We start from the raw sequence: 16,859 nt of genomic DNA, 5'->3' as shown, positions 1-16,859 counted from the left end.
AATGACCAAGCGAAGCCTGATCAACTGCGTTGCTTGAGCAGGCCTGGCACGCTGTAGAAGGTGTGGTCCCCGATCGTGGCGACTTGATTCGCATGACGCCAGATCTGGCCAGTGATGGCGGTGGCCGCGAAATGGCTGGCTCCGGGAACGATCTGCTTGCGTTGGCCGATGGGCAGCGCCCAATTGCGTTCCGATGCCAGCGCCACCGTTACTGCGTCTTCCCATGCGCCGGTGTTTGACAGCCGGGTTTGCGGGGACACGATCGTGGGGGCGAATTGCTTCCTTGCTGTCACGACCGCGCACAGGTTGTTTCCCCACAGTCCGCTGTCGCGGCGGCGCAGGGCAACTTCGGCGACCGCCTGCTGGCCAAGCGCGGTCTGGTCTCGGGCCTCCAGATAGACCGTGGTCGACAGGCACAGCGAATCGGCGGCTGGTTGCGGCAGGACGTGCGAAAGCCAGAGGATCCACGCCAGTTTCATGTCGGACTCCTTGTTCCGTTGCGGCGCGACGCACTTCGCCGGAACAGGGCCGGGAGGAAGCACGTCGGGTCATGGCGAATTAGAGAGTTCGGCCGAACAGGGCCGGATGCTCTTGCACGCGGGTGCGCGCTGGGCGGACGCTCTTGATGGTGTCCTGTGCCGGTCCTGAGGCGAAGGTTGCTGCCGAAGGCCGGTTGCCCTGTTTCCGATACGAGCGCGGGGGATCGCGGGTCAATCGAACCGGAGTGCGCACACTAAGCCCACGAGTTCGAACCGGGGCTGAACGGGCAGAGTGGAACTTGCTGATTCATGTCGAGTTTTTGCTCGAGATCCCAAACTGGCTTCCAACAGGCGTGATCCCAGGCGGATTGTTCGATCTTGCCGGGGCGCCCCGTCCCGCGGCAGCAGAGGCAAGTGTCGCGGCGATTTGAAAGAAGGCTTGGCAATCGTGGAACTGTTATGTTAGTGTTAACGCGGCCTTCATATGCACGGTTGCCTTGTGCCCGGATTTGCATGTGGACCGGAGTGATAGGGGCACCCGTTTTTTTTGCGTCGCGGTTTCTTCATTTGGTATATCTCAAGGAGCTGAAACATGAACAAGAAACTCCTCAGTGCCGCCCTCGTGGTTGGCCTGGGCATGGTGGCGCAGGCTGCGTCTGCCCAGGAGTATGACGATCGTTGGTATGTCACCGGTTCGACCGGTGTGAACTTCCAGGATTCAAGCCGCGGGACCGAGGATGCGATGTTCGCGACACTCGGCTTTGGCAAGTTCTTCACGCAGCACCTCTCGTTTGACGTGGAAGCGAACTACCAGAACCCGGACGTGTCCGGCTTCCCTGACCTGCGTTGGAGCCAGTACGGCATTTCGCTGGACGGCCGCTACCATTTCCGCGACGAAGGTGACAAGTTCTGGCCGTACGTCCGCGCCGGCTTGGGCTGGCAGCGCCATGAGCAGCAGTACTATGTCGGCCCGTTGATCGTGCGCCGTCGTGGATCGAATGCGGCCCTGACCTTCGGTGCGGGCTTGCAGTTCGACTACGATCGCCTCGACATCCGTACCGAGGTGTTCGCCCGTTCCGACTTCGACGAGTACAACCCGGGTCCGTACCTGAACCAGAACGCCCAGTTGGATGTGCTGGCTTCGGTTGGCCTGACCTACGCCCTCGGCCCGGATCCGGCCCCGGCGGTCGTCCAGGCACCGCCGCCGCAGCAGACCTGCGCCGACCTCGATGAAGACGGCGACGGCGTCAACAACTGCAACGACAAGTGCCCGAACTCGCAGGCTGGCCAGACCATCGGTCCGGACGGCTGCCCGGTGCCGGTGTCGATCGACCTCAAGGGCGTGAACTTCGATTTCGACAAGGCCACGCTGCGTCCGGATGCGGTCGCGATCCTCAACGAGGCGGTCGAGATCCTGAAGCGCTATCCCGACCTGCGGGTCGAAGTCGCCGGTCACACCGACCTCTGCGGCACCGACACCTACAACCAAGGGCTGTCGGAGAAGCGCGCACGGACCGTGTTCGACTTCCTGACCAGCAATGGCGTGGATGCCTCGCGTCTGGCGGGTCCGGTCGGCTACGGCGAGAGCCGTCCGCTGGAGCAGACCTCGCAGACCCTCCCGGGCTGCAAGAGCGAGACCAACCGTCGCACCGAGTTGAACACCCAGTAAGTTCCGGGCGTTCGTACAGCATCAGGCGAAGCCCGGCCGTGTGCCGGGCTTCGTTTTTCAGGCAAGCCGTGCATCGCGCGCGCATGTGCTTGCATGTTGCAGTGCAATGAGCGCGCCCATACACTTGCACCAACGGTCGGGGAGTCTGGCGATGTCGGGGATTCGTGGAATTGTCGGGATCATGTGCTTGCTCGGCATGCCGGCAATGGCTTGGGCTGGCGGGGCAACGTGCCGGGTTGACCAGGTCACCTTGGTCAATACGAGCTGGATCTTTCCGGTCGCCAGTGAACTGACCCCGACATCCACCCAACTGGGCGGTGCCAGCGGCGTACTCGCCCAGGCCTATGACGAGTCGCTGTCGGTGGACAGGGTGCTCACACGGATCCGGATCGACGGTTGTCGCGCGATGGCAACTTCCGCGGCGCCTGCGCCAACTGCGCCAGGTTCGGCGGATCCCGCGGGCTACACGCCGGCGACAGCGTACGACAACCGGCCGTGGCGGTTCAACATGACCCAGAACGGCAAGCGCATGACGGCGGACGAATTCGACGCATGGCTGAAGGCGCGTGGAGTGCGCGTTGTGGGTCGCCGGGACGCCAGCACGACGGCGACTCCTCCACCAGCGGCGAGCGACGCGCCCAAGCCCTGACCGAGCCGGAAGGCTCCTGCCACCGTCGACGGTGGCGCTGCAGGTCCCTGCGGGTTGTCGGTGCTGTCTTCAGTTGGCGAGTACGCCCAACTCGTGTCCGATTCGGGTAAACGCATCGATCGCGCGATCCAGTTGCTCGCGCGTGTGCGCAGCGCTCATCTGGGTGCGGATGCGAGCCTGGCCCTTGGCGACGACCGGGAAGAAGAAACCGATGGCATAGATGCCTTCTTCCAGCAGGCGCTCGGCGAAGCGCTGCGCCAGCGGCGCGTCGTACAGCATCACCGGGCAGATCGGATGCACGCCCGGTTTGATGTCGAAACCGGCGGCGGTCATGCGCGTGCGGAAATGTGCGGTGTTCTCGCGCAGTCGTTCGCGCAGTTCGCCCGCAGCGGACAACATTTCGAAGGCCTTGGTTCCCGCGGCGGCCACGTGCGGCGGCAGCGAGTTGGAGAACAGGTAGGGACGCGAGCGCTGGCGCAGCAGCTCGATCACTTCGCTGCGCGCGGTGGTGAAACCGCCTAGGGCACCGCCCATCGCCTTGCCGAGCGTGCCGGTGATGATGTCGATCTTGTCCAGCACGCCCTTGACCTCGGCGCTGCCGCGGCCGGTCGCACCGAGGAAGCCGGTGGCATGGCATTCGTCGATGTGCACCAGCGCGCCGTACTTTTCCGCCAGCGCGGTGATCTCATCGAGCGGGGCGATGAAGCCATCCATCGAGAACACGCCGTCGGTGGTAATCAGGATGGTGCGTGCGCCATCGGCCTTGGCCTGCTGGAGCTGCGCTTCCAGATCATCCATGTTGCAGTTGGCATAGCGGTAGCGCTTGGCCTTGCACAGGCGCACACCGTCGATGATCGAGGCGTGGTTCAGTGCGTCGGAAATGATCGCGTCGTGCTCGTCCAGCAGCGGCTCGAACAGGCCGCCGTTGGCATCGAAGCAGGCGGCGTACAGGATGGTGTCCTGCTTGCCGAAGAACTCGGAAATGGTGCGTTCGAGTTGCTTGTGCAGGTCCTGGGTGCCGCAAATGAAGCGCACCGAGGCCATGCCGAAACCGTGGCTGTCGAGCGCGGACTTGGCGGCGGCGATGATGTCGGGATGGTCGGCAAGCCCAAGGTAGTTGTTGGCGCAGAAGTTCAGCACCGTGCGGCCGTCGGCGAGGGTGATCTCGGCCGACTGCGGACTGGTGATGATGCGTTCGGACTTGTAGAGGCCCTGGGCGCGGATCGATGCGAGCTCGGACGCGAAGCGATCGCCGGTGCTGTGGTCCATGGGTGACTTCCTTGAGCGGGGCACTGAGTCTAGCGCAACCGATTCTCCGCATTGGTCAGGCGCACCCTCATGGGCGGTCTTCGTTGCCAGTCGAGGCGGGCCCTGCCTACACTTCGCGGTCACGGAGGTGAAACCATGCCGGCCCCGCATCCGCCGAAAGATCAGGCAGAGGCATCGCGGACCCCCGTGGATGACACGCTTGCGACAGATCTGCGCGAATGGGGGCTTGACCGCCTGGTCGGGCTCGCAGCGTCCCCTCTGATGAAGCTGCTCTCCGGTTTCATCTTGCTGGTCGGTGGCACCTTCCTCGCCGTGGCGTGGATGTGCTGGCCGCAGCAGATGGTGGATGCGCACCGGTACGCCCCGTTCACTGCAACGGCACACGGGCGCATCGTTGACGGCTGGCTGGCACTCGACTTCGACCCAGCCAAGCTGCCCAAGGACAGCCGACGGTGGCAGCCCTACGCCACGATCCAAGCTTGCGTGCTGGTTGCCTACGCGGAACGTGGTCGCGGACGGCAGCGGGCCTTTTGTGGCAACCGCTTCAGCTTCAGCGATGACTTCCGTATCGACAATTGGGACACGTTGGCTCCCGGCGTGCCGTTCGCCTTCCTGCGCGACGGATCAGGTATCCAGATCCCGCAGATGCGGATGTCGAAGCGGGCGCTGGAGTGGCTGTCCACCCATCCGCCCTACGACACCTTCATGCTGGGCAAGCCGGCACCCACCACGGCGCTTGCTGCGTTGCGTGAACAGTACGATCGGCCGCTCACGTTTGCCATTGCCAGCTGGAGCCGCACCGATACCGGCATCCCGCTGCGCTACGATCCGCGCCGCCCAACGTTGCCCATGCCCAGCGGGATCGTCGAGGCGCGCCGCACTGGCGGGATGAATCGCACCATCAGCCTCATCGTTACCCTGATCCTAGGTGCGATCGGCGTGTTCGCATGGCGTGCAGGGATACGTCTGCTCACCGGGCAATCCGGTGTCCTGCTGTGGGCGCTGATCCTGTTGCCGTTGCTGGCCCTGCCGTGGTGGAGCGATGTCCTGCCGCGCATGCTCCGCCATGTGAACAGTGATGCGGCCGATATCGCGCAAGCCATGCTCGACGACATCAACCGCGTCAGCCGTCTCACGGCCAGTGCGCCGGCGGACGCCTTGCTGGTGAATGGCGAGCGCCTGCAATGGACGCGCGAAACCGGGTTCTACGCAGACAGCTTCGGCAAGTTGCGCTTGCGTTTGCCGCAACCCCAGCCGGCGACGCCGGAAGCCGCCTTCATCGAACTGCAGTCGCAGGCGCGGGAAGCGGTTGGCAAGCTTGACGCGCCCGCACGCGTTGCCCTGTTCGTGCGCCTGCGCAATCTGCACGATGCCGGACACGACGATGTGCAGCGATTGTTCACGCCTGCGGCGGAAGCCACCTTGCGTGACGCCAGTGCAGACGCGAGGGCGCGCCGGGCGGCGCGCGAGTTTCTGATCTTCGCTTCCGGTGCCGGTTACAGCGACGACCAGCTTGATCACATCGAACGTACCCAAGACGGCGGTGCGACCGTGCCCGGCGTTTGATCAGTCGGCGGACTCCGGTCCGACCTGGTGCAATGCTGAACAAGTCCCTCCCGGACGCAGCTCACGCGGATCAATCACTTCAATGATCGATCCGCGGCCGACCACCCATGGTCGGCAGGCAACGCCGACTGCATCAGCGTTGCCTTGGGCCAGGCCGCGATCAATTCCAGCTGAGCACGACTTTGCCGGCCTTGCCGGCTTCCATCAGGTCGAAGCCCTTCTGGAAGTCGTCGATCGGTAGTTGGTGGGTCAATACCTTGCCCAGCGGGAAGCCGGACAGCACCAGTTGGGTCATCTTGTACCAGGTCTCGTACATCTTGCGGCCGTAGATGCCCTGCACAGTCAGGCCCTTGAAGATGATCTTGTCCCAGTCGCAGCCTGCACCCTTCGGCATGATCCCGAGCATCGCGATCTTGCCGCCGTGGTACATGCAATCGAGCATGTCGTTGAAGGCGCGCGGATTGCCGCTCATCTCCAGGCCGACGTCGAAACCTTCCATGTGCAGGTCGGCCATCACGTCCTTCAGCGACTGGTTGGCGACGTTCACGACCCGGGTCGCGCCCATGTCGGCGGCCAGCTTGAGGCGGAAATCATTGACATCGGTGACGACGACGTTGCGCGCACCGATGTGCTTGCAGATACCGGCGGCAATGATCCCGATCGGGCCGGCGCCGGTGATCAGCACATCCTCGCCGATCACGTCGAATTCCAGCGCGCAGTGCGCGGCATTGCCGTAGGGGTCGAAGTAGGCAGCAAGCTCCGACGGAATCTGGTCCGGGATCGGCCACAGGTTGGACACCGGCATGGCCATGTATTCGGCGAAGGCGCCGTTGCGGTTGACGCCGATGCCAACCGTGTTTGGGCACAGGTGCGGACGCCCGCCGCGGCAGTTGCGGCAGTGGCCGCAGACGATATGGCCTTCGGCGGAAACGCGCTGGCCGACCTCGTAGCCGCTGACCGCCGAACCCAGCTGCACGATCCGGCCGACGAACTCATGCCCGATGGTCAGGCCCGGCTTGATCGTGCGCTGGCTCCATTCGTCCCACAGGTAGATGTGCAGGTCGGTGCCGCAGATCGCGGTCTTTTCCAGCTTGATCAGCACCTCATTGGGGCCGGGCGTGGGCACCGGCACCTGTTCCATCCAGATGCCCTTGCTGGCATCGCGCTTGACCAGCGCGCGCATGGTGGCTTGCGACATGTTCATGGCTCGTCGTGGGAGGCATGCATTGTAGCGCCGGCACTGTTTCGGTCTTGTCATGACTGAGGTCACGCGGCATTCGGTGCCGGGAGTGGTCTAATACGCAGCGACCGTGACCGTAGGAGTTCGTCCATGCCCAGCCGCCCGCTCGCCGCCGCCCTCGCGTTGACCCTCGCTGCCGGGGCTGCCCATGCCGACGAAGGCATGTGGATGCCGTCGCAACTGCCGCAATTGCGGGCGCAACTGATGGCCGCGGGATTCCGGGGTGATCCGGCAGCGCTGGCCGACCTGACCCGAGCGCCGCTGGCGGCGGTGGTGTCGCTGGGCGGCTGCACCGCCAGCTTCGTCTCGGAGCAGGGGTTGATCGTCACCAACCACCATTGCGCGATGGGCGCGATCCAGCTCAACTCCACGCCCGAGCGCAACCTGATCCGCGATGGATTCAACGCCGCGGCGCTGGATGACGAGGTGTCGGCTGGGCCTGCGGCCCGGGTGTACGTCACCGTGGCCTTCGACCGGGTGACCGACCGCATCCTCGACGGTGCGCGCGGCAAGACCGGGCGCGCCTATTTCGATGCCGTCGATGCCGCGAAGAAAGCGGCGGTTGCTGCCTGCGAACAGGATGCGGGGCACCGCTGCAGCGTGGCCGACATGTACTACGGCAGCGAGTTCTACCTGATCAAGCAGCTGGAGCTGAAGGACATCCGCTTGGTCAACGCACCTCCGGTGTCGATCGGCAACTATGGCGATGAAATCGACAACTTCGTCTGGCCCCGCCACGTCGGTGACTACAGCTTCTATCGCGCCTACGTCGGCAAGGACGGCAAGCCGGCGGCGTTCTCGAAGGACAACGTGCCGTATCGGCCGCCGGCCTGGCTGACGGTTTCCACGGCGCCGGTTCGTGAAGGTGATTTCGCCATGGTGGCGGGTTACCCGGGCACGACCTTCCGCCACCGCACCGCGTCCGAGTTCACCAACCAGATCGACTGGCTGCTGCCCAGTCGGGTGTCGATGTATGACGGCCTGATCCGAACCATCGAGCAGGCAACGTCGGGCAATGCCGGCAAGGTGGTGTTGTACGCCTCCACCGTGGCCAGCTACAAGAACACCCTCAAGCGCGCGCAAGGCGAGTTGGAAGGCTTGCGCCGCAGCGATGCCATCCGGGTGCGACGTGCAGATGAGGACGCGATGCTGGCGTGGTTGTCGGGGCAGGCGGATGCGCAAGCGATGCTGGCGGACATCCGTGCGCTGCAGGTGCAGCTGGATGCGGCTGAGGCGGGCCGCGAACGCGATTTCGTCCTGTCCTTCCTGCGCCCGGGGTTGCTGGGGGCGGCGGTGCAACTGCAGCGACTGGCGTTGGAGCGCGGCAAGCCGGATGCCCAGCGCGAGTCCGGCTACCAGCAGCGCGACGAGGCGATGATCGAAGGTGGCCTCAAGCAGCTGCAGCGTCGCTACGATCCGGAGGTGGAGAAGGCAGTCCTGCGCTTCGCACTGGCGCGCTATTTCGCACTGCCGGTCGCGCAGCGGGTGCCCGAATTCGACAGCGTCTTCGGCAAGGACATGACCGAGGCCGCTGCGCGCCTCGACGTGCTCTATGCCGGCACCAAGCTCGGTGATGAAGCCGCGCGCCTGGCGGCGCTGCATCTGGATTCAGCGCAATTGGTGGCGGCGACCGATCCGCTGCTGCGCGCCGCAGCGACCCTGCAACCGGCCCTGCTGCGGCTGGAGAACGAAGCCAAGCAGCGTGCGGGCGAATTGCTGCGACTGCGGCCGGCCTACATGCAGGCGTTGATCGCCTATCGCCAGTCGCAGGGTCGCGCGGTGTATCCGGATGCCAATTCCACCCTGCGCGTCAGTTTCGGCCGGGTCAGCACGCTCAGTCCGCGTGATGGCGTGGACTACCGTGCCCTGACCACGGTGGCCGGAATCGTCGAGAAGCACACCGGCGTGGTGCCCTTCGATGCGCCCAAGCCCCTGCTGGACGCGATTGCGCGCGGTGATTTCGGCAGCACCGCCGACCCCGAACTGAAGACCCAGACCGTCGATTTCCTCACCAACCTCGACACCACCGGCGGCAATTCCGGCTCGCCGGTACTGGACGCGCAGGGGCGGCTGATCGGGCTGAACTTCGATTCCAACTGGGAAGCGGTCAGCGCCAGCTGGATGTACGACCCGCGCTACAAGCGTGCGATTCACGTTGATATGCGCTACCTGCGTTGGCTGCTGGCCAAGGTCTATCCTGCGCCGCGGCTGCTGCAGGAAATGCGGCTGCCCCCAGAGTGAAGACGAACACAACGTGCACCTGATGCCCATGAAGGACGGAACCATGAAAAAGACACTGTTGGCTGCGGGCCTTTCCGCGGCGATTCTCAGCCTATCCACTCTTGTCCAGGCCGACGAAGGCATGTGGGTGCCGCAGCAGCTGCCGGAGATCGCCGGCCAGTTGAAACAGGCAGGGCTGCGCTTGGACCCGCGGCAGTTGGCCGATCTGACCGGCGATCCGATGGGGGCCGTGGTGTCGCTGGGCGGTTGCACGGCGAGCTTTGTTTCGCCGCAGGGTCTGGTGGCAACCAACCATCACTGTGCCTATGGTGCGATCCAGCTCAATTCCACAGCCGAAAAGAACCTGATCCGCGATGGCTTCAGCGCGCCGACCCTTCGTGATGAACTGAGCGCCGGTCCGAACGCGCGCATCTACGTGCTGGAGTCGATCACCGACGTCACCGAGCAGGCGCGTGCAGCGATTGCTTCGGCCGGGGAGGATCCGGTCAAGCGCGTCGACGCCCTCGAGGCCTTCGAGAAGAAGCTCACCAGCCAGTGCGAAGCCGAGCCCGGTTACCGCTGCCGCGTCTACAGTTTCATGGGCGGCAACACCTATCGCTTGTTCAGGAACATCGAGATCCGCGACGTGCGCTTGGCGTATGCGCCACCATCCGGGATCGGCAAGTTCGGTGGCGATATCGACAACTGGATGTGGCCACGCCACACCGGGGATTTTTCGTTCTATCGCGCCTACGTCGGCAAGGACGGCAAACCGGCGGCATTCTCGCCGGACAACGTGCCCTACCAGCCAAAGCATTGGCTCAAGATCGCCGATCGGCCGCTGGGCGCGGGCGACTTCGTGATGGTTGCAGGCTATCCGGGGCGTACCGATCGCTACGCCACCGTCGCCCAGTTCGAGAACACCCAGAACTGGACCTATCCGACCATTGCCCAGGCTTACCGCGACCAGATCGCGCTGGTGGAGGCCGCGGGCAAGTCCAATCCGGAGATCGCGGTGAAGTACGCCGCGAACATGGCCGGCTGGAACAACACGATGAAGAACTTCGAAGGCCAGCTGGAAGGCTTTCGCCGCAACAACGTGCTTGGCATCAAGCAGCGCGAGGAGGCCGCGGTGCTGGCTTGGTTGGCGACCCAGGGCCAGCGCGGCAAAGAGGCGCTGGAGGCACACACGCGCTTGGTTTCACTGATCCGCGAATCCGCCCGCACCCAGGAGCGCAATTTCGTGGTTGGCAATTTCAATGGCACCGGCCTGATCGGCAGCGCCGTGCGCCTGTATCGCCTTGCGATCGAGCGCCAAAAGCCGGACGCGCAGCGCGAAAGCGGCTATCAGGACCGCGACCTGCCGATGATCGAAGGTGGCCTGCGGCAGATGGATCGACGCTACGACCCGACGATGGACCGTCAGTTGCAGGCGTATTGGCTGAACCGTTACGTGGCGCTGCCGTCGGACCGGCATGTCGCGGCCGTGGATGGCTGGCTGGGTGGGGGCGACCGCGTCGCGGTGGAGCGTGCGCTTTCCCGGTTGGATGGCAGCAAGCTCGGGGTGCTGGACGAACGCCTGAAGTGGCTGCGCGCGGACAAAGCTGCATTCGAGGCCAGCGATGATCCGGCGATCCGCTATGCGGTGGCCATCATGCCGACCCTGTTGGAGATGGAGCGCCAGGCCAAGACCCGCACCGGTGAGATGCTGCTGGCCACGCCGCGTTACCTGCAAGCGGTTGCGGACTACCGCAAGAGCAAGGGCGAGGCCATTTACCCAGACGCCAACTCCTCGCTGCGGATCACCTTCGGCCATGTGCGTGGCTACACCAAGCTCGATGGCAGCGTGCAGACGCCGTTCACCCTGCTTGAACAAGTCGCGGCCAAGAGCACCGGCAGCGAACCCTTCGACAGCCCTCAGGCGCTGCTCGACGCGGTTGCGGCCAGGCGCTATGGCGGGCTGGCGGATGACCGGCTGGGCACCGTGCCGGTGAACTTCCTGTCCGACCTGGACATCACGGGCGGCAATTCAGGTTCGCCGGTGTTGGATGCGGACGGGCGTCTGGTCGGACTGGCGTTCGACGGCACCCTCGAGTCGGTTGCTAGCAACTGGGTGTTCGATCCGGTGCTGACACGAATGATCTCCGTCGATCAGCGCTACATGCGCTGGGTGATGCAGGAGGTCATGCCGGCGCCCCGGCTGCTGCAGGAAATGCGTATTCCTGCAAAGTAACGTCGCGCGCGGGGTACGGATGCACGCATGCGGTCAGGTTGGCCGCTGCGTGCGCACGTGGCGCCGCGAACGCCGTGGTCAGCCTTCGTCCAGGGTGTAGTCGAAGGTATAGAAATGCTTGCCGTCGATGATGTCGATGGCGAGCTGTCCGCGCAGGCCGGTGAGCTCGCCGGTGCCGCTGTCGGGGACGACGCTGACCGTCAGCGAAGGCTGCCCGCGGTCCATCGTGCCGTTGTGCTGGAGGTGGAAGCTGCCGCTGCGGTCGTCGAGACGGCCTTCGATGCGCTCGATCGCCACATAGGCGCCGGAGCCGGGCACCGGTGACATCAGTGCCAGCATCTGCACCACGCTGTCGGCGTCCAGCGGGCCGTGGAAGCGCTTCTCGAAGCGGGAATGGCCGATGCTGGCGCCACCACCGACGTCGAGTTCACCCTGCGGGATACGCTTGACCTCGAATGTGCCCTTGGCTTGCATGGCCTACGTCCTGATGATGATCCGTTCAGGGTACAGGCTTCCGCGCGTCGCGGAGGCTTCTGCTAGTCTTGTGCGCCGCACAAATCGCATCCGGTCGTGTCATGAAGATCCTGCTCGCCCGTCACGGGGAAACGCCCTGGAATGCCGAAGGCCGCTACCAAGGCCAGGTGGATATTCCCTTGTCCGAGGTGGGCCAGCAGCAGGCACGCAGCCTCGGCGAGCGCTTGGCCGATGTTCGCATCGACCGTGCCGTCGCTTCGCCGCTGTCGCGCGCCGCCGCCACCGCGCGCGCGGGGCTGGGCGTGGCGCGCGCGCAGCAGCTTGGCTTTGATCCGGGATTCCTCGAAATCGGGCACGGCGATTGGGAAGGCCTGCTCGCCAGTGAAATCCAGCAGCGTGATCCAGGGCGTTTGCAGGCCTGGCGTGACGCGCCCGACACCGTGCAGATGCCGGGGCCGGGTGGCGAATCGCTGGCGCAGGTGTTGGGCCGCGCGTGGCCAGCGCTCGAGCGTGCCTGCGCTGGCCTCGGCGACCACGACACCGTGTTGATCGTCGCCCATGACGCAGTCAATCGCGTCTTGCTGTGCAAGGTGCTGGGGATCCCGCTGGCACGGCTGTGGACGTTCCGGCAGGCGCCGGCGACGCTCAACCTGCTCGAAGGTGCGTCCGTCGATGCGCTGGAGGTGGTGCGCCTGAATGACTGCAGCCACCACACCGGGCTGTTCGGGGAAGCCAAGCACCGGGCGCTGTGATGCACCTAACGCGTTGGCTTGCCGCCCCGGCCCACGCGTTCGCTGCTTAGGGCAATGCTGAACACGTCCCTCCTGGACGTGTCAGCACACGCTGCGTCCGGCGCATGCCCGGATGCAACTCACGCGGATCAATCACGTCGATGATCGATCCGCGGCCGACCATCCATGGTCGGCAGGCAACGCCGACCAAATCAGCGTTGCCTCAGGCTTTGCTTCCGGCTCCGATGCGCGGACGTGCGCCATCCATGGCGCGCTCGAACGCTACCGGCCGGGGTGGCAAGCCGACGCGACCCTACAATGTCGCATGGCGAAATCACTCATTGACTGGCTTGAGTTCATCGAACGCCAGCATCCGAAATCCATCGAGATGGGCCTGGATCGCGTGAGCGACGTCGCGCAGCGGATGGGCCTGAAGCGTCCGGCCAAGCGCGTGATCACGGTCGGCGGGACCAATGGCAAGGGTTCGACGGTGGCCTTCGTCGAGGCCATTGCGCGTGCGCAGGGCCTGCGCGTGGGGGCTTACACCTCGCCGCATTTGCTGCGCTACAACGAGCGCGTGCGGATTGACGGCAACGATGCCGAAGATGCAGCGCTGGTGGCGGGCTTCGAGGCGGTCGAGGCGGCGCGCGGCGAAACCCTGCTGACCTATTTCGAATACGGCAGCCTGTGCGCGCTGTGGCTGTTCGAGCGCGCGAACCTGGATCTGGTCGTGCTGGAAGTCGGTCTGGGTGGTCGGTTGGATGCGGTCAATCTGGTCGATGCCGATGCTGCGATCATCACTACCGTCGGCCTCGATCATCAGGATTGGCTGGGCGACGACGTCGAGTCGATTGGCCATGAAAAGGCAGGCATCGCGCGGGCGTTCAAGCCGCTGGTGCTGGGTGATATCGATCCGCCCGCCAGCGTGCTGCGGCATGCCTACGCGATCGGCGCGCCGGCGTGGCGGTTTGGCAGCGATTTCTTCGCGGAGCCGGTCGATGCCGCGCACTGGCGTTGGCGCGAGGTCGGTTATGCCGTCGACTTGCCCTTGCCGATGGGCGGGCAGGCGGCGCCGGTGCAACTGCGCAACGCAGCCTGTGCCATCGCTGCCCTGCGGGCGTTGCGGCTGCGGCTGGAAATCGGCGCCCTCGAACGCGGCGTGGCACAGGCGCAGGTGGCTGGACGCTTGCAGCGTTTTGAGCGCGATGGCGTCGAGGTGTGGGTCGACGTCGCCCACAACCCGCAGGCGGCACAGGCCTTGGCCGAATGGCTGCGTGCGCAACCGTGCAAACGCACGCTAGCGGTGTTCGGGGCGTTGTCAGACAAGGATGCCGCGGGCGTGGTCGATGCGCTGGCGGCATCCGGCGTGGATGCGTGGTATCTGGCCGGCCTGCGCGACGCCGGCGTGCGCGGCATGGAGGTGGATGCGCTGGCAGATCGCCTGCGCGCCACGCCAGCCGCGGCCGGGCGGCGATTCCCGGAGGTCGCGTCGGCATTGGCTGCGGCCTTGGCGGAAGCCGCGCCTGGAGATCGGCTGCTGGTGTTCGGCTCGTTCCATGTCGCGGCGGTGGCATTGCGGCTGCTTGATGTCGCAGGTTGAGCGGGCTTCGCTGTCGGTATAATCCCGTTTCCCCCAGCGGTTTCGGTCCCCCCATGGCGATGGATGTCTCGTTGAAGCAGCGCCTGATCGGCGCGGTGGTGCTGATTGCGCTGGCGGTGATCTTCCTGCCGCTGCTGGTCAAGGGCCCGGCCCCGGACAGCGGGGTTTCAGGCGTATCCCTGCGCATGCCACCCGAGCCGCAACCCAACAGCGATCGGGTGACCGAGGATTTGCCGCTGGATGCTCCAATCGGCGCGGTTCCCGCGGGCGGGGTGACCGGAATGCCGACTCCCGAGCCGGGCCAGCCGACAGCCTCGCAACAGACCGCGCCGCCACTCGAGGCCGTGGCTGCCGGTGATTTTGTCGTGGAGTTCGGCAGTTACAGGAATGCGGCGGATGCCGACAAAGTTGTTGCGGCACTGCGGGCGGCCGGTTTGCCCGGGCATCGGGAACAGGTTGCAGTCGGCAATCGTGATGTCCAGCGCGTGCGGATCGGGCCGTTTGCCGATCAGGCGATGGCAGAGTCCGCGCGGATCCGCGCGGGCCAGGTGAACCCGTCCGTGGCCGCCAAGGTCGTGGCTCTCGATGCTGCCACGCCAGCGGCAACCGGAACTTCGGCAACGACACCCACAACAGCGACGCCTGCCGTTGCAGTTGCGTCACCTGCCGTCACACCGGCCAAACCGGTTGCCGAAGCGCCCAAGCCGGCACCTGCCGCTGTTGCCGCCAAACCCGCTTCCGCCCAACCGGAACCCGCGGCAACACCGGCTGCAACGCCAGCTGCCGAACCTGCACGGACGCCGCCGGCGAATGCCGCCGGTACCGGTTTCGTGGTCCAGATCGGGGCATTTGCGTCGGCCCAGGATGCCACAGCCCTGCGCGATGCCATGCGCAAATCGGGTTTCAACGCATTCACGGACACTGTGCCAAGTGAGCGCGGAACCCTGACCCGGGTGCGTGTCGGTCCGGTCATGACCCGCGCCGAAGCCGATGCGCTCAAGGCGCAGGTCAAGGCCAAGACCGGCAAGGACGGCATGGTTCGTCCCCACCCCTGAGCACGCTTAACCACGGGAATCACGGCCATGTGTGGCATCGTTGGAATCGTTGGTCGGGGTGAAGTCGCGGGCCTGCTGTATGACGCACTGACGGTTCTCCAGCACCGCGGTCAGGACGCGGCCGGCATCGCCACCGTGGACGGCACCCGCCTGCGCGTGCACAAGGGCAACGGCTTGGTGCGCGACGTGTTCGGTCTTGAGTCGATGGGGCTGCTGCGCGGCCGGGTTGGCATCGCACACTGTCGCTATCCGACCGCCGGCAGCGAGGGAAGCGACGAGGCGCAGCCGTTCTACGTCAATTCACCGTTCGGAATCACGCTGGCGCACAACGGCAACCTGGTCAATACCGATGCGCTGCGCAACGAAGTGTTCGAACAGGACCGCCGTAACGTCAACACCGGCTCCGATTCGGAAGTCCTGTTGAATGTGTTTGCACATGAGCTGGATCGGCACCACGCGCCGACGCCGGAGGCGGTGTTCGCCGCGCTGGACGGCGTGAACCGACGCGTGTGCGGTGGCTATGCCGTGGTGTGCACGGTGCTGGGTCTGGGGTTGGTGGCATTCCGCGATCCCAACGGCATTCGCCCACTGGTGCTCGGCAGGCGCAGCGTGGACGATGGCGACGAATACATGGTCGCCTCCGAATCGGCCGCGCTCGACATCCTCGGATTCGAACGCCTGCGCGACGTGGAACCGGGCGAGGGCATCGTGATCACCAATGAAGGCCTGCTGCATGCGCGCCAATGCGCGATGCCCGGCAAGCATGCACCGTGCATTTTCGAATACGTCTATTTCGCCCGTCCCGATTCGCTGATCGAGAACATTTCGGTGCACAAGGCGCGGATGCGCATGGGCGTGACCCTGGGCGAGAAGATCCTGCGCCTACGCCCGGACCACGGCATCGACGTGGTGATCCCGATCCCCGACACCAGTCGTGATTCCGCGTTGGAGATCGCCAATGTGCTGGGCGTGAAGTACCGCGAGGGCTTCATCAAGAACCGCTACGTCGGGCGCACCTTCATCATGCCGGGGCAGAGCGAACGGGCAAAGTCGGTTAGGCGCAAGCTCAACCCCATTCCACTGGAGTTCCGCAATCGCGTGGTACTGCTGGTGGACGATTCCATCGTGCGCGGAACCACCAGTCAGCAGATCGTGCAGATGGCTCGCGATGCCGGTGCCAAGAAGGTGTATCTGGCCTCGGCCGCACCGCCGGTGCGCTACCCGAACGTGTATGGCATCGACATGCCCTCCAGCGAAGAGTTGGTGGCACATGGGCGCACCGAGCAGGACATCGAAACCTTGCTGGGCTGCGATTGGTTGGTCTACCAGGACCTGGCCGATCTCGAGGTCGCGGTGGCCGGGCCGAAATTCCCGGGCCGCAAGTTCGACAGTTCCTGCTTCAGCGGCGAGTACGTCACCGGCATCGAAGCGGGGTATTTCGAGCGGCTCAAGCAGATGCGGTCGGATGAGGCGAAGAAGAAGCGGCGGGCTTCGTAAGCCCCTCTCCCTTCGGGTGGGCGATCGCTTTGAGCCCCTCTCCCTCCGGGGGGTTCACCCCCGTTTTCACGGACACTTACAAGAAGGCCGATCGAGGCCATGAGGAGTGTTCATGTCAATGCGAAGGAAGTTCAGTGAGGAGTTCAAGCGTGGCGCGGTTGAGCAGGCCAGCCGGCC

Annotated in this window: 13 protein-coding genes; 9 read left to right on the top strand and 4 right to left on the bottom strand. The window is 65.1% G+C overall.

The window, feature by feature from the left end; translation table 11 throughout:
• Positions 1–20: 20 nt before the first annotated feature.
• A complete protein-coding gene (locus IT472_RS09990; protein WP_297181344.1) occupies positions 21–479 on the bottom strand; it encodes a cell wall hydrolase in 459 nt (152 codons plus the stop codon).
• A gap of 592 nt (positions 480–1,071) precedes the next feature.
• On the opposite strand from IT472_RS09990, the gene IT472_RS09985 reads away from it, so the two are divergent.
• Together IT472_RS09985 and IT472_RS09980 are read left to right on the top strand one after the other, a co-directional pair.
• Positions 1,072–2,148, top strand: a complete 1,077-nt coding sequence (locus IT472_RS09985; RefSeq protein ID WP_343231827.1) for an OmpA family protein — start codon at positions 1,072–1,074, stop codon at positions 2,146–2,148.
• A gap of 205 nt (positions 2,149–2,353) precedes the next feature.
• Positions 2,354–2,797 carry a hypothetical protein gene (locus IT472_RS09980; RefSeq protein ID WP_297181343.1) on the top strand — a complete coding sequence of 148 codons (444 nt, stop codon included), beginning with the start codon at positions 2,354–2,356 and terminating at the stop codon, positions 2,795–2,797.
• A gap of 69 nt (positions 2,798–2,866) precedes the next feature.
• On the opposite strand, the gene kbl is transcribed toward IT472_RS09980, so the two are convergent.
• The gene (gene kbl, locus IT472_RS09975) at positions 2,867–4,066 is read right to left on the bottom strand and encodes a glycine C-acetyltransferase (RefSeq protein ID WP_297181342.1); all 1,200 of its coding nucleotides are present in this window, start codon (positions 4,064–4,066) and stop codon (positions 2,867–2,869) included.
• Between the two features lie 261 nt (positions 4,067–4,327).
• Here kbl and IT472_RS09970 point away from each other — a divergent pair, with 261 nt between their 5' ends.
• Positions 4,328–5,632: a hypothetical protein gene (locus IT472_RS09970; RefSeq protein ID WP_297181341.1), complete on the top strand. Its 1,305-nt coding sequence runs from the start codon at positions 4,328–4,330 to the stop codon at positions 5,630–5,632.
• A gap of 160 nt (positions 5,633–5,792) precedes the next feature.
• On the opposite strand, the gene tdh is transcribed toward IT472_RS09970, so the two are convergent.
• Positions 5,793–6,830 carry an L-threonine 3-dehydrogenase gene (gene tdh / locus IT472_RS09965; protein ID WP_297181340.1) on the bottom strand — a complete coding sequence of 346 codons (1,038 nt, stop codon included), beginning with the start codon at positions 6,828–6,830 and terminating at the stop codon, positions 5,793–5,795.
• A 132-nt stretch (positions 6,831–6,962) separates the two neighbouring features.
• Here tdh and IT472_RS09960 point away from each other — a divergent pair, with 132 nt between their 5' ends.
• Together IT472_RS09960 and IT472_RS09955 are read left to right on the top strand one after the other, a co-directional pair.
• Positions 6,963–9,113 carry a S46 family peptidase gene (locus IT472_RS09960; RefSeq protein ID WP_297181339.1) on the top strand — a complete coding sequence of 717 codons (2,151 nt, stop codon included), beginning with the start codon at positions 6,963–6,965 and terminating at the stop codon, positions 9,111–9,113.
• 43 nt (positions 9,114–9,156) lie between these two features.
• On the top strand, positions 9,157–11,325 hold the full coding sequence (locus IT472_RS09955; RefSeq protein WP_297181338.1) for a S46 family peptidase: 2,169 nt from the start codon (positions 9,157–9,159) through the stop codon (positions 11,323–11,325).
• A gap of 78 nt (positions 11,326–11,403) precedes the next feature.
• Here the strand turns inward: IT472_RS09955 and IT472_RS09950 are convergent, their stop codons facing one another.
• Positions 11,404–11,799: a DUF3224 domain-containing protein gene (locus tag IT472_RS09950; protein ID WP_297181337.1), complete on the bottom strand. Its 396-nt coding sequence runs from the start codon at positions 11,797–11,799 to the stop codon at positions 11,404–11,406.
• A 101-nt stretch (positions 11,800–11,900) separates the two neighbouring features.
• On the opposite strand from IT472_RS09950, the gene IT472_RS09945 reads away from it, so the two are divergent.
• From IT472_RS09945 to purF, 4 genes are all read left to right on the top strand, one after another.
• Positions 11,901–12,551 (top strand): histidine phosphatase family protein, encoded by a 651-nt coding sequence (locus IT472_RS09945; RefSeq protein ID WP_297181336.1) that lies wholly within the window; start codon positions 11,901–11,903, stop codon positions 12,549–12,551.
• Between the two features lie 304 nt (positions 12,552–12,855).
• On the top strand, positions 12,856–14,130 hold the full coding sequence (gene folC / locus IT472_RS09940; RefSeq protein WP_297181335.1) for a bifunctional tetrahydrofolate synthase/dihydrofolate synthase: 1,275 nt from the start codon (positions 12,856–12,858) through the stop codon (positions 14,128–14,130).
• Between the two features lie 59 nt (positions 14,131–14,189).
• Positions 14,190–15,185, top strand: coding sequence for an SPOR domain-containing protein (locus tag IT472_RS09935; protein WP_297181367.1), 996 nt, complete (start codon positions 14,190–14,192; stop codon positions 15,183–15,185).
• A gap of 27 nt (positions 15,186–15,212) precedes the next feature.
• Complete coding sequence (purF, locus tag IT472_RS09930; protein ID WP_297181334.1) at positions 15,213–16,682, top strand: amidophosphoribosyltransferase; 1,470 nt, start codon at positions 15,213–15,215, stop codon at positions 16,680–16,682.
• Positions 16,683–16,859 lie beyond the last annotated feature (177 nt).

This window comes from Thermomonas sp., assembly GCF_020850895.1.
In the GTDB taxonomy this organism is placed as follows: Bacteria; Pseudomonadota; Gammaproteobacteria; order Xanthomonadales; family Xanthomonadaceae; genus Thermomonas.
Note: the sequence above shows the minus strand (reverse complement) of the source record. Positions and strands in the feature narration are given on the sequence as shown.